Annotated in this window: 11 protein-coding genes and 1 pseudogene; 3 read left to right on the forward strand and 9 right to left on the reverse strand. The window is 70.3% G+C overall.

Features of this window, described 5'->3' with window-relative positions; translation table 11 throughout:
• Positions 1-424 (forward strand): annotated as a pseudogene (locus CR162_RS22225) (hypothetical protein); the annotation flags it as partial.
• Here the strand turns inward: CR162_RS22225 and glgP are convergent.
• The 8 genes from glgP to cueR all read right to left on the reverse strand — a co-directional run bounded on the left by glgP (position 372) and on the right by cueR (position 9762).
• A complete protein-coding gene (gene glgP / locus CR162_RS20725) occupies positions 372-2078 on the reverse strand; it encodes an alpha-glucan family phosphorylase (protein WP_099097404.1) in 1707 nt (568 codons plus the stop codon). The pseudogene CR162_RS22225 and the gene glgP sit on opposite strands and share 53 nt — an antisense overlap.
• Positions 2079-2088: 10 nt before the next feature.
• Entirely contained in the window at positions 2089-4107 is a 2019-nt protein-coding gene (locus CR162_RS20730) for a glycogen debranching protein (RefSeq protein ID WP_099097405.1), read from the reverse strand.
• Positions 4104-4607, reverse strand: coding sequence for an NAD(P)-dependent oxidoreductase (locus CR162_RS20735; protein WP_073139727.1), 504 nt, complete (start codon positions 4605-4607; stop codon positions 4104-4106). Before CR162_RS20735 ends, CR162_RS20730 begins: the two co-directional genes overlap by 4 nt.
• A gap of 125 nt (positions 4608-4732) precedes the next feature.
• Entirely contained in the window at positions 4733-5773 is a 1041-nt protein-coding gene (locus tag CR162_RS20740) for a type II glyceraldehyde-3-phosphate dehydrogenase (RefSeq protein WP_073139770.1), read from the reverse strand.
• A gap of 163 nt (positions 5774-5936) precedes the next feature.
• Positions 5937-8318, reverse strand: coding sequence for a heavy metal translocating P-type ATPase (locus tag CR162_RS20745; protein WP_073139730.1), 2382 nt, complete (start codon positions 8316-8318; stop codon positions 5937-5939).
• Positions 8319-8445: 127 nt separating this feature from the next.
• Positions 8446-8697: a DUF2933 domain-containing protein gene (locus CR162_RS20750; RefSeq protein ID WP_073139733.1), complete on the reverse strand. Its 252-nt coding sequence runs from the start codon at positions 8695-8697 to the stop codon at positions 8446-8448.
• Positions 8698-8807: 110 nt separating this feature from the next.
• Positions 8808-9110, reverse strand: a complete 303-nt coding sequence (locus CR162_RS20755) for a DUF411 domain-containing protein (RefSeq protein ID WP_099097406.1) — start codon at positions 9108-9110, stop codon at positions 8808-8810.
• A 154-nt stretch (positions 9111-9264) separates the two neighbouring features.
• Positions 9265-9762, reverse strand: a complete 498-nt coding sequence (cueR, locus tag CR162_RS20760; protein WP_086062512.1) for a Cu(I)-responsive transcriptional regulator — start codon at positions 9760-9762, stop codon at positions 9265-9267.
• Positions 9763-9959: 197 nt separating this feature from the next.
• Between cueR and CR162_RS20765 the strand changes: the two genes are divergently transcribed.
• Positions 9960-12356 carry a heavy metal translocating P-type ATPase gene (locus CR162_RS20765; protein ID WP_073139737.1) on the forward strand — a complete coding sequence of 799 codons (2397 nt, stop codon included), beginning with the start codon at positions 9960-9962 and terminating at the stop codon, positions 12354-12356.
• Positions 12357-12405: 49 nt separating this feature from the next.
• On the opposite strand, the gene CR162_RS20770 is transcribed toward CR162_RS20765, so the two are convergent.
• Complete coding sequence (locus CR162_RS20770) at positions 12406-12819, reverse strand: hypothetical protein (RefSeq protein WP_073139740.1); 414 nt, start codon at positions 12817-12819, stop codon at positions 12406-12408.
• Positions 12820-13326: 507 nt separating this feature from the next.
• Between CR162_RS20770 and CR162_RS23170 the strand changes: the two genes are divergently transcribed.
• Positions 13327-13455 (forward strand): hypothetical protein, encoded by a 129-nt coding sequence (locus CR162_RS23170; RefSeq protein WP_256371398.1) that lies wholly within the window; start codon positions 13327-13329, stop codon positions 13453-13455.
• Positions 13456-13515: the final 60 nt, after the last annotated feature.

The raw sequence follows: 13515 nt of genomic DNA on the forward strand, positions 1-13515 counted from the left end.
GCGCCATCGGCGGTCTGCTCTTCGACCTCGGCAGCGCCGCTACCCGGCTCCGCCACGGGAGGACGACCCGGGTGCCTGGGCCACCTGGGAATCGGACCTCGCTCGGGTGCGCGATGAGGGTGCGAAGGCCGCCAAGGCACTGGCTGAGGCGCGGGAGGCCGACCACACCCACACCGAGGTGCAGGGCTGGCTGCACGACCTCGGCTTGCCGCTCGGCTACGGCGTCCGGGTGGCTGCGAACAACCGCAGTCGCCTACTGGACGGCGGCAAGCTCGGCGATGGCTGCCTCGCCGCCCTGGCGGCGTCCGGCAGTGGCGCGGGTGCCGACGCCGTCCGGCTCATCGACGTGCTGTTGCCCGAGATCCGGAGCGTCACCGGAGATAGGCCTCGGCCGCGTAGCGGCGCATCATGCATTGGCTGTTGAAATGCGCACCGATCCGGGAGATCGCCTGCTTCATCATCCAGGCCCGGCGTGCCGGTTCGCCATGGAGGAGCGGCAGCACGGCTTGCTCAAGCTGCTCGTAAAGGTGGCCTGCGTGATCCCCAGGTGCTTCGCCGTCGCGACCGACCGCCCAACCGGTCACGCCTTCCTCCCACGCCTCGACCCACCAACCGTCAAGCACGCTGAGGTTCAGCCCGCCGTTCAGCGCCGCCTTCATGCCGCTGGTCCCGGAGGCTTCCATCGGCGGCAGCGGCGTGTTCAGCCAGACATCGGCTCCGGCGACCATCAACCGGGCCAGCGCCATGTCGTAGCCAGGCAGGAAGGCCACTGGCACGGCGCCCCCCAGCTGGTGTGCATGATCCTGGAGTGTGCGGATCAATTCCTTGCCCACGTCATCACGCGGGTGCGCCTTCCCCGCGACGAGGACCTGGAACGGGGAGCGTTCCGCAATTTCCCGCAGCCGACCAAGGTCCGAGAAGAGCAGGTCGGGGCGCTTGTAGCCGGTCATCCGCCGCGCGAAGACGATCAGGGGCAGGTCGGGCCGCAGCGCCGCGGCGGCTTCGGGGGTGCGCCGGTGAGCCTCGGCCAGCAACTCCGCCCGCGCCTCGGCTTTGGCGGCGAGGACCGCCGTGTCGGGCAGCCGGTCGGCGCGCGCCAGCCCCTCCGGCTCATGCGCCCAATTCGGGGCGATCTCCTGGAAAAGGCGGGCGAAGGCGGGATGGGCCCAGGTCGGTACATGCACGCCATTGGTGACAGCGTTGATCCGATAGCCCGGGAACATGCGACGCGTTGTCTCGGCGTGGCGCGTTGCCACGCCGTTCACCCAGCCGCTGAGGCTCAGGGCGAGGCGCGTCATGTTCAGCGCCTCCTCGCCAGCCAGCAGCCGGAGCTGGTCGGTCTCGAAAAAGTCGCCCAGGATTCGCTCGACCAACCCATAAGGGAAGCGGTCTTGCCCGGCCTCGACTGGGGTGTGGGTGGTGAAGATGCAGCGCTCGCGCACCGGATCCGGGTCATAGCGCAGCGGGCCCTCCGCCGGGCGGTCGGATGCCAGCCGGTGGCGGCGCAGCAGCGAGAGCGGCAGAAGCGCGGCATGGCCCTCGTTCAGGTGGTAGGTTTCGATCTCGAAGCCGAGGGCGCGGAGCATCCGCTCGCCGCCGATGCCGAGCACCGCTTCCTGGCGCAGGCGCAGCACCTCGTCACCGCCGTAAAGCCGGTCCGTGATGCCGCGGTCCTCGGGGGCGTTCACCTCGAGCTGTGTGTCAAGCAGTAGCACCGGCACGCGGTGCCCGAGCGGGCAGGTCAGGACGCGGAGCCAGGCGCGGATCCAGACAGAGTGACCCTCGATCCGGATCGCCACCGCTGCGTCGAGGGGCGAGGCCCAATCCGCGGGCTCCCACGGATCCGCGTGGTCCACCTGCCGCCCGTCCTGGCCGATCTCCTGCCGCAGGTACCCCTCGCGGCTGGCAAGCGTCACGAAGACCATCGGCAACTCGAGGTCAGCGGCCGAGCGGGCGGTGTCGCCCGCGAGGACGCCGAGGCCGCCGGAGTAGGTGTGGATCCCGGGGTGCAGCGCCATCTCCATCGAGAGGTAGGCGATGCGCGTCCGAGCGAGGAAGGGGTCGAGGGACGCGGCCATGGCGGACTCCTCAGCGGGAAACGAGGACAAGGGTGGAGCGGGGCGGCAGCACCGTAGCCGCGGGGTCGGGCGGCGACGGCTCGGCCCCCGGCTCGGCGATGTCGCCGGGCGGGGCGGCCGCGGTGTCCAGCGCGACGCCCCAGGGGCTGGCGGGGGGCACTGGCAGAACGAAGCGGGCGGAGCGGCGGGCGGCGTTGAACAGCAGGCAAAGCCCGCCGGGCGCGGGGGCCTCCTCCCGGATCACGCAGCCGAGGCGGTTCTCCGGGCCATGCCAGTCCGGCGGCCCGCCGTCGGGCCCGAACCAGGCGATCTCCCCGGCCGTGTAGAAGCGTTCCGCCGCCAGCACCGGGTGGGCCCGGCGCAAGGCCGTCAGGCCGCGCACGAAGCGGATCAGGTCCGCGTTGCGCCGCGCCAGGTCCCAGTCATACCAGGAGACCTCGTTGTCCTGGCACCACGGATTGCTGTTGCCGCGCTGGGTGCGGCGGAATTCGTCGCCGCCGAGCAGCATCGGCACCCCGCGCGAGAGGAATGGGGTGGCGAGCAGGTTGCGAACTTGGCGTCGCCGCACCGCCTCCACGGCCGGGTCCTCGCTCGGGCCCTCGGCGCCGTTGTTGTCGCTGAACTCCTCCCTGGGCCCGTCGCGGTTGCCCTCGCCATTCGCTTCGTTGTGCCGACGGGCGTAGGTCACTAGGTCGTTCAGCGTGAAGCCGTCGTGCGAGGTGACGAAGTTCACGCTGCGCAGCGGCCCGCCCACGTCGCCGCCGTAGAGGTCGGAACTGCCGCAGAGCCGGGTGGCGAAGGCGGCCGTCATGCCCGGGTCGCCACGCCAGAAACGGCGCACGTCGTCGCGGTAGCGGGCGTTCCACTCGGCCCAGGCCTGGTGCGGGAAGTCGCCGACCTGGAAGGCCCCGGCGGAGTCCCACGCCTCCGCAATGAGTTTCACCTGGCGCAGGATCGGATCCTCGGCGATCTGCTCCAGTAAGGGCGGGTTGGACAGCAGCGCGCCGTCCGGGCCGCGGCCGAGCACCGAAGCGAGATCGAAGCGGAAGCCGTCCACGTGGCCGTGCATGACCCAGTGCCGCAGGCAGTCCACCAGGAGCGAGCGCACCACAGGGTGGTTGCAGTTCAGGGTGTTGCCGCAGCCGGTGAAGTCGGCGTAGCCGCCGCCCGGCCCGAGCAGGTAGTAGATCGCGTTGTCGAGGCCACGGAAGGCGAAGGTCGGGCCATCGGCGCCGCCCTCGGCCGTGTGGTTGAAGACGACGTCGAGGATCACCTCGATACCGGCGCGGTGCAGCTCCCGCACCATGGCCTTGAACTCGGCGAAGGCGGCCTCCGCTCCTCCGAAGGCGTAGGCGGCGCGCGGCGCGAACAGGGCGACCGGGTCGTAGCCCCAGTAATTCGGCAGCGGCGCCCCCGTCCCCGGGTCGCGCGCGCCGCGCCCGAGGGCGGCGGCTTCCTGCACCGGCATCAGCTCCAGCGCCGTCACGCCGAGCTTCCGGAGGTAGGGGATCATCTCCGACACCCCACCGAAGCAGCCGGACTGCCGAGCGCCCGATGAGGGATGGGCAGTCAGGCCGCGGACATGGGTTTCGTAGATGACCGTGTCGCGCCAGGGATGGCGCGGTGGCCGGTCGTCGCCCCAGTCGAAGCGCTGGTCGGCGACGAGGCAACGGCCCGCCCCGTCAGGACCCGTCGTCACGGCGCTCGCAAAGGGGTCGAGCAGCGTCCGGGTGGGGTCGAAGCGATGGCCCTCCGCGGGCGCGAAGGGGCCCTCCGCGCGCAGGGCATAGGCCGCGCCATGCGGCAGGCCGACGAGGCGCGCATGCCAGACATCGCCTGTGCGGTGCCGATCGGGGTCGAGCGGCACGGTGGCGGCCAGCGCGCCGTGCGGGCCGTCGAACAGGAGCAGGGTCAGGCGGGTCGCGTGGCGGCTGAAGACCGCCAGGTTGAAGCCGTCGCAGGCCTCGCTCAGCCCCAAGGGCAGCGGCTCGCCGGGCTCGACCCGCACCGTACTCAGCGAGCGGGTCAAGCCGGAGTGCCGGAGTAGGAGACGAGGTTCCGCGATCCGCGCCGCGCGAATACCTCGACGTTACCGAGGGTGGTCTCCCGGATGCGGCGCAGCGCCCCCTCGGTGTAGTAGGCGTTGTGCGGCGTGACGACCACGTCGGGGAAGTGGAGCAGCGCCCGACCCTCAAGGAGCCCGCGGAGGCGCTCGCTGTCAAGGAGCGGATCGCTGCGGAAGATCTGCGCCTCGCTGCGGATCAGGCACTCCTCCGGCAGCACCTCCAGCCCGGCGCCGCCGAGGCAGCCCGCATCCAGCGCCCGCACTAGCGCGGTGGCGTCAATCACCCCGCCGCGCGCGGTGTCCACCAGCACGGCGCCAGGCTTCATACGGGCGAACTCGGCGTCCGAGATCAGGTGGCGGGTGCCGGGGCCATTGGGGATGTGCGGGGTCACGACCTCGGCCTCGGCCAGCGGGTTCTCGGGCGAAAGGTGGTCGACGCCCAGTGCCGCTGCCGCGTCGCTCATGGCAGCGCTCCTCCGGACTCGGCGGGGAGGCGCTCGATGCGTGCCGTGGGCGAGAGGGCGGCGAGCGCCGGGAGGCACGCCCTCTCGGCGACCGGGAGTTCGTGTCCCTTCGGCCATGTCGCCCGTCAGACCAGCGTGCCGGTGATGCCGAGGGCTGCGTCGGTGCGCGCGATCGAGGCGCGCGCCTCCAGCTCGCGGCCCGTGAGGGCGCGGATCGCGTCCACCGTCTCGGGGATCACGATCGCCTGGTTGTCCACCATGTAGAGGTAGAACAGTTCGTCCCCCAGGACCTTCAGCGTGTCGGACCAGAGCGCGACCTCGTACAGGTTGCCGTGCGGGCGGCCGAGGTCGGCGGTCAGCTCCTTGATGGTGTTCGGGGCGGGCAGCCCGTCCCGCGCCTCGACGAAGGCGATCCGGGAGGAGGTCCGGAAGGCGTCGAGGACCTCCTCACGCGAGGCGGAGCGGGTGAGCTGGACGGCCCAGCTGTGCACATGGCCGATCGTTTCCGGAACCTTGATGGCGACCGTCACCACGTCCAGCTCCGGATCGACGGTCTGTGCGTCCGGCCCCTGGTGGCTCGGGATTTCCGCCTCCGGCACCAGGGTGTTCATGATGCCGCCGAGGTGGCTCTCCCACGGGTCCGTCGCCCGGCGCAGCAGTGTGCCACGGGCGCGCCGCAGCAGACCGGCGCGCTTCAGCGCGCTGAGCGTGCGGACGGCCGAGCTGGTGTTGCAGGACACGACCCGGGTGGCGTCGCGGTCGATGGCGGTCGCGTAGTTCGCCTCGGCTACGAAGGAATGGCCGGTGGTCTCGTGCTTCTCGCCGCCCTGGAGGATGAACTTCACCCCGCGCCGCCGGTAGGCTTCGACGTTCTTCACCGCGACGTGCTTCGGGGTGCAGTCCACCACCACGTCCAAGCGGCCGAGGAGCGCCTCCTGGTCGCCCTCCACCGGCAGTCCGACGCGCTGCATCGCCTCGGCGTGGTCCGGCGTCGCGCCGTACAGCCGGAAGCCCGTCCGCGCGGCGGCCCGCATGCGCCAGTCCGTCAGCACGTCGGCAATGCCGGTGAGTTCCATGTCCTCCTGGCAGGCCACCGCGCCCGCGACGCGCTTGCCGATGACGCCGTAGCCAACGACGCCAACCCGGATTCTTGCGTTGTTCGCCATGATCATCCTCCTCTTTGTCCACTGTCGGGGATGCCCCGGCCGCGCTACGGTGCGCGCACCGGATTGAGAGCCACGGCACCAGCCTGCGGCCCAGTGTCGCGAACGGCGGCACGCCACCGGACACACGCGGCCCCGCGCCGTGCAACACGAGCGGCAAGTCCGCTCAAACCCGCCCCTCCGCGGGATGCACGTCGATAGGCGCCGCCGCCATGCCGCGGCCCTGCGCCGCCGCGTCACTGCTCAGCCGCGTGCGTCGCAGAATCAGGGCGTTGAGCGCCACGATCACCGTGCTGCCCGACATCGACAGCGCCGCCACCTCCGGGCTCAACGTGAAGGGGTACAGGACACCGGCCGCCAGCGGGAAGGCGATGACATTGTAGCCCACCGCCCACCAGAGGTTCTGGTGCATCTTGCGCAGCGTCGCGCGCGACAGCTCGACCGCGGTGACCACGTCCAGCGGGTCGCTGCGCATCAGCACCACATCGGCGCTCTCGATCGCGACGTCGGTGCCAGCGCCGATGGCGAAGCCGACGTCCGCCCGGGTCAGGGCGGGGGCGTCGTTGATGCCGTCGCCCACCATGCCGACGCGGCGGCCCTGGGCCTGCAGTTCGCGGATCTTCTCGGCCTTCTGCCCAGGCAGCACGTCGGCGAGCACGAGGTCGAGGCCGAGCATGCGCCCGATGCGGTCCGCCGTGCCTCGGTTGTCCCCGGTCAGCATCGCCACCTGCACGCCGCGCGCGCGCAGACGCCGTACCGTCTCGGCCGCGGTCGGTCGCGGCGCGTCGGCGATGGCGACCAGGCCGAGCAGGCGCCCTGCCTCGGCCACATGCACGACCGTGCGGCCCGCGCCCTGCAGCCGTGCCGCCTCGGCCTCAAGGCCCGCGAGGTCCACCCGTTCCTCGTCCATCAGCCGACGGTTGCCGAGCAGGATGGTGCGGCCTTCGACCTCCGCCTGCGCGCCGCGCCCCTCGAGGACGCGGAAGCCGGTCGCCGGAGCGACGGCGAGCGCATCCTTGGCCCGCCGGAGGATCGCCTGCGCCAGCGGGTGGTCGGTCCCGATCTCCACCGCGGCGGCGCGGGCGAGCAGCGTGGGCGCCTCCACGCCCGGGGCGGGGACCAGCTCGACCACCTCAGGTTGGCCCACCGTGAGCGTGCCCGTCTTGTCGAAGACGATGACATCGAGCTTGGCCGCGTCCTCGAGCGCGGCGGCGTTCTTGAACAGGATGCCGTGCTTCGCGCCCAGCCCGGTGCCGACCATCACCGCCATGGGCATCGCCAGGCCGAGCGCGTCCGGGCAGGCGATGACGAAGACCGTGATCATCATGGTTACGGCGAAGAGGAGCGTCTGGCCCACGACCCAGTACCAGACGGCGAAGGTCAGCAGCCCGAACACGATCGCCGCGAGCACCAGCCATTGCGCCGCGCGGTCGGCCAGCAGCTGCGCGGGCGCCTTCGAGTTCTGCGCCTCCTGCACCAGCTTGACAATCTGCGCCAGCGCGGTGTCGGCGCCCACTCGCTCGGCGCGGTAGCGGAAGGTCCCGCTCTTGTTGATGGTCGCGCCGGTGACGGCGCTGCCAGGGCCCTTGGTGACTGGCATGGATTCGCCGGTCAGCATGGACTCGTCCACCTGCGACGAGCCCTCGATCACGGTACCGTCCACCGGGATCTTGTTGCCTGGGCGGATCACGACGACGTCGCCCTGGACGACCTCGGCCGTCGGGATCTCCACCTCGCGGCCGCCCCGCAGGACGGTTGCCTTGGGCGGAGCGAGGTCGAGAAGCGCGCGGACCGCCGCCGAGGCCCCGGCGCGGGCCCGCATCTCCAGCCAGTGGCCGAGCAGGATGAAGACCATCAGGACCGCGGCGGCCTCGTAGAACTGCGGCCCGTCGAACAAGAAGGTGCTGCCGATGCTGAACAGGTAGCCGGTGCCGACGCTGAGCACGACCAGCACCGCCATGTTCAGGACGCCGTTGCGCAGCGCTCGCCAGGCCGCCACCACGAAGGGCCATGCGGGATAGAGCACCGCGCCGGTCGCGAGCAGGAACAGGAGCAGGTCGAGGTTGAGGCCGAAGGGGGGCGAGGGCGGGGTGAAGGACATCCCCATCGGCTCGTAGATCAGGATCGGCACGGTGAAGGCGAGCGCCACGAGGAAGCGCCGACGCATGTCGCGGACCATGTCGCCCATGTCCTGGCCCGCGCCGTGGCCCATCTCGTGCGCCATCGCGCCGTGCTCAGCGGTGCGGCCGCGCTTGGGGCCCGCTGGCGGTCCGGTCCGGTGCCCCGCGTGTCCGATATCGGGGGTGCCCTCGGCGTCACAGAGGTGCCGCGGCACGGCCTCGCCACGGCAGTAGAAACCGCAGGCGCGGATCTCGGCGGCGAGCGCCTCGCCCGAGATGCGGCCCTCGTCGAAGGTGACGGTTGCACTGCTCCCCGCCGGGTTCACCGCCACGGCGGTGACGCCCGGCAGCGTGCGGAGCCGCCGTTCGATGCCCTGCGCGCTCAGCGGCGAAAGGAGGCCGCGGATGTCGAACGTGGCGGTGCTCATGCCCTCTCTCCTTGCCGTGGCGGCGCGCGGGCGCCCGCGCGGATGGTGGCCGAGGGGTGCTCAGCCTGCGTTCAGTCAGTTCAGGATGACCAGGGTCCAGAGCCCGCGGGCGGGCGCACGTCGTGCGTCATGATGCGCCTCCCCGGGGCTGCTCCCGCTCTGTGCGCCCGCCCGGCTCGCGGTGCCCCGCATGGCCCCCGTGGCCGTGGTGCATGAACAGGTGCATCAGCGGGCAGGCAAGCAGGAGCAGGTACGGCAACGCGCCCAGGGCGTGCGCGTAGTGCTCGCGCAGGACGTAGAACGCGGCGACGAGGCCGAAACCGATCAGGGCGATGCCGCCCCTGCTGCGCCACCAGGACGTCGGAGAATTGTCGTGCATCGCAGCTTTCCTTCTCTCGTCTTCCGTGACTTTGGTAGGCGGCGGCGCGCGCCGCCTTGACCTGGCTCAAACCGAGCGAGGCCGGGGTGGCAATTGTCCCGTCCCGATGGTCAGTGCCGCGCCCAAACTCGGTCGCCGCCGGGCGCGCCGAACAGCACGACCTCGTAGGGCGTACCCGGGATGTCCATCCCCGGCGAGGAAGGCGGCATCCCCGGCGCGGACAGCCCCTTGGCGCGGGGCCGTTCGGCGAGCAGGCGGCGTACGTCGGCGGCGGGGACATGCCCCTCGACCACGTATCCGTCCACGACGGCCGTGTGGCAGGACTGAAGGGCGTCCGGGACACCATGGGCGGCCTTGACCGCCTGGAGGTCGGTCACGTCGTGCACGGTGGCCTCAAAGCCCGCCGCCTTCATGTGCTTGACCCATCCGTCGCAGCACCCGCAGGTCGCGTCCTTCCAAACCTCCAACCGAGGGCCCTAGGTCCCGCTGGCGAGGCTGGCAGGGAGAACCGCTGCACCCAGCCCGAGGCTGAGGATGGACCGTCTGCTCATTGAAATCAGGACGATCTTACCATTCATCACGTTGTTCCCTGAAGTGGCCGGAGTCTTCCGGCACGCTGTGTCTGGTCCTGCTTCCTTGCTCGGCGCGCCGCCCGTGCGGAACATCATCACCCAGTCCCCCCTCGGCGATCTGGTCGAGAATGGGGCACTCTGGCCGGTGTCCGCCGTCGCAGGATATTGCGAGCCTCTCAAGTGCTTCGCACATTCGGGTCAACTGGTCGATCTTGGCCCTCAGCTCGGCCGTGTGCTCGAGGGCAATTTGCTTCACGTCCGCACTCGCCCGGTTCTCGTCCTGCCAAAGGCCGATGAGCAGCTTGATGCGTTCAAGGGGAAGCCCGAAGTCTCGTGCCCGCCGGATAAAGCGCAACGTGTTCACGTCGCGATCCGAGTAAACCCGATAGCCCGCCGCTGTGCGACCAGCTTTCGCGAGCAGGCCGATGCTCTCATAATACCGGAGCATCTTGGCGGAGACGCCGGATGCCTTAGCGGCTTGCCCGATGTTCATGATGGCCTCCATGTCGACCGAACGCAGTGGTCCGAGCGAAATTCTCGGGTTTCCCACTGTGGGAGGGTCAAGCGCTTCTTGGATGAACTGAGGCTCGGACCGGGCTTGACTTTCCCGCCGTGGGAAGCCGCACCCTGCGTGTAGTTGAGGTACAGGAGCCTGCGGCATTGCGGGCGGCGAGCTGGAGGCAAAACTCGATGAGCGGTCAGCACCAAGGCCATGGCCACGAACACCGTGCCAAGCATCAGCACAGCCATCACCAGCATGGCCATGGGGACGTGGCGGTGGCCGATACCGGGCTCGTCACCGACCCGGTCTGCGGGATGAAGGTGGACCCGGCCACCTCGAAGCACCGCGTGGAGCACGGCGGGACGACGTTCCACTTCTGCTCGGCCGGGTGCCGGACGAAGTTCGAGGCCGAGCCCGAGAAGTACCTCAAGCCGGAAAAGGCGGCCGCACCGACAGCGGCGCAGAAGGCCGCCATCTACACCTGCCCGATGCACCCGCAAATCCGGCAGCAGGGGCCGGGCAACTGCCCCATCTGCGGCATGGCCCTGGAGCCACTGGAAGTGGCGGTCGAGGCCGGACCGAACCCCGAGCTCATCGACATGACCCGCCGGTTCTGGATCGGGTTGGTGCTGACGCTGCCTGTGGTCGTCCTGGAAATGGGCGCGCACATCCCCGGCCTCGACCTGCATAACCTGATCTCGCCAAGAGCTTCCACCTGGATCCAGTTCCTCCTCGGGACACCGGTGGTGCTCTGGGCGGGCTGGCCCTTCTTCATGCGCGGCTGGCAGTCGGTGGTGAACCGCAGCCTCAACATGTTCAGCCTGATCGCGCTCGGCACCGGCGCCGCCTACCTCTACAGCCTGATCGCGACCTTCGCGCCCGGCGTCTTCCCCGAGGGCTTCCGCGGGATGGACGGCACCGTCGCCGTCTACTTCGAGGCCGCCGCCGTCATCACGGTCCTCGTGCTGCTCGGGCAGGTGCTGGAGCTGCGCGCCCGCGAGCAGACCGGCGGCGCCATCCGCGCGCTGCTGAACATGGCGCCCAAGACGGCACGGCGTATCCGGCTGGATGGGACGGACGAGGAAATCAGCCTCGCCGAGGTGCATGTCGGCGACCGGCTGCGCGTGCGGCCCGGTGAGAGCGTGCCGGTGGACGGCGAGGTGCTGGAGGGGAGCGGCGCCGTGGACGAGTCCATGGTTACCGGCGAGTCCCTGCCGGTTGAGAAGGCGCCTGGCGCCAAGGTTATCGGCGGCACGGTGAACGGCACCGGCTCGCTGGTCATGCGGGCGGACAAGGTGGGATCCGACACCATGCTCTCGCGCATCGTGGCCATGGTCGCCGAGGCCCAGCGCAGCCGGGCGCCCATCCAGCGCATGGCCGATACCGTCTCCGGCTACTTCGTGCCCGCGGTGATCGCCGTGGCCATCCTGTCCTTCATCGCCTGGGCGGTCTGGGGCCCGAGCCCGGCGCTCTCCTACGGGCTGATCGCGGCCGTCTCCGTGCTCATCATCGCCTGCCCCTGCGCGCTGGGATTGGCCACGCCGATGTCGATCATGGTCGGCGTCGGCAAGGGCGCCGGTGCGGGCGTCCTCATCAAGTCCGCCGAGGCGCTCGAGCACATGGAGAAGGTGGACACGCTGGTCGTGGACAAGACCGGCACGCTGACCGAAGGCAAGCCCAAGGTGGTGGCCGTGGTTCCGGCGCCCGGCCTGGCGGAGGCCGAGGTGCTGCCGCTCGCGGCCAGCCTGGAGCGTTCGAGCGAGCACCCGCTGGCGGCCGCCATCGTCGCCGCGGCGCGCGAACGAGGAGGTGAGATGTGGGAGCCCGCCGACTTCACCTCGGTGACCGGCAAGGGGGTGACCGGCACGGTGGACGGGCGTCGCGTCGCGTTGGGCAACGCCCGCCTGATGCAGGAGCTGGGGGTGGAGCTGGGCGGGCTCGCCGCCCGGGCGGACGAGTTGCGGCGGGAGGGCGGCACGGCCCTGTTCCTGGCGGTGGACGGCAAGCCGGGCGGCGTCATCGCGGTGGCCGATCCCATCAAGCAGACCACGTCCGCCGCCCTGCAGAGCCTGCGGGCCGATGGCATCCATATCGTCATGCTGACCGGGGACAACCGCACCACCGCCGAAGCGGTCGCGCGGAAGCTCGGCATTGATGAGTTCCAGGGCGACGTGCTGCCCGAGGACAAGCACCGCATCGTCCGGGACCTCCGCGCACAGGGGAAGGTCGTCGCCATGGCGGGCGACGGGGTGAACGACGCCCCGGCACTGGCCGAGGCCGATGTGGGCATCGCCATGGGCACCGGCACGGATGTCGCCATGCAGAGCGCGGGCGTGACGCTGGTGAAGGGCGACCTGGCGGGCATCGCGCGGGCGCGGCACCTGTCGCGCGCGGTGATGAGGAATATCCGGCAGAACCTGTTCCTCGCGTTCGTCTACAATGCGGCCGGCGTGCCGCTGGCGGCGGGCGTGCTCTACCCGTTCCTCGGCCTCCTGCTCAGCCCGATCGTCGCCGCGCTGGCGATGGCGCTCAGCTCGGTGTCCGTCATCGGCAATGCGCTGCGGCTGCGGACGGTGCGGCTTTAGACCGGGCACATCGAGGAATGGGGGTCACACACCCCCATTCCGACGTTCGTTAGTGGCGGTGAGCGGCGCCGCCGGATGTGGAGCCCCCTTGCGACTGCATCTGGCTGCACTGCGCCATCATGGCCTGCATGTCGGGGGACATTCGGGCCCCGCGGCCCGCGTCCGCCTGCATCTGCCTGCAGTGGGCCATCGTGTCCTGCATGCTCATGCCCGACATGTTGTGCCCCTGCATGCCCTGCATGTTGGAATGGCTCATCCCGGGCATGTTGGAGTGGTCCATGCCCGACATGCCCCCACCGGACGAGGCGGCGGCCTGACCCGACGGCTGGAGCGACATTTGCGATGCGGGGGGAACCGAGGCCTGGGGCGTGGCGCCTTGCGGCGCGCAGGCCGCGGCGGTGAGCGCGAGGCCGAATCCAATGACGAGACGTGCGGTCAAGCTGCGACGAGAAGCGGCGGTCATGCTTCCTCCTTTTGCCACGCCGCGCCGAACCGGGCTGGCCGTCAGAGCGGATATCCCGTGTTCGGCGGGACGCCTCCACCGACGGCAGACGTGGCACAAGGCCTGGTCGGCACGCGCGGCTTGTTCCGTCGGCAAGCCACCCTCGTGACGCGCCGTCAGCAGGATGCGGAGGAGCCTACACGTTCCCACCATGTCCGTCGTCCTTCTGAGCGGCTTTCATTTCTTACGTTTTATTACAGCGCACGGTAGGCGATTGCTGATGCGGCGCTCAGCGTTGATATCGGAGTGCGCGAATCATGACGTTCGCGGGTACCGGCGAGGCACCGCCTGCAGCGGCCGAACGTAGGAAGCGCCCCGGATCACGCGGGGAATGTAGCGATAGGAGCTCGTGGGGACGGTGGAGATTCCGGTCTCTCAGTGCAAATTGCTACCAACCGGCATTGCTGCCGTCACCCTCTCCCCCTGTTCCCGCACTGCTCAGGCTGAGCCAAATGAAGGTTGCAGGGGATGCTGTCGCTCGGTTCCCATCTGGCGCCCGAGCGCATGGCAGTGAGCATCACCGAGCATCCGAGTGCGGCTGTGGTGATCAACGCCGCCGACCTCAGGCTCAACTTCCGCCGGGGAGCGAGCGTATGAAGATCCGCAGCGCCCATGTCCGTTCCGCCGGAGCAACACCTTGACCAACAGCTCCGGCAG

Origin of the sequence: Teichococcus rhizosphaerae (assembly GCF_002631185.1) — a bacterium.
Taxonomy (GTDB): Bacteria; Pseudomonadota; Alphaproteobacteria; order Acetobacterales; family Acetobacteraceae; genus Pseudoroseomonas; species Pseudoroseomonas rhizosphaerae.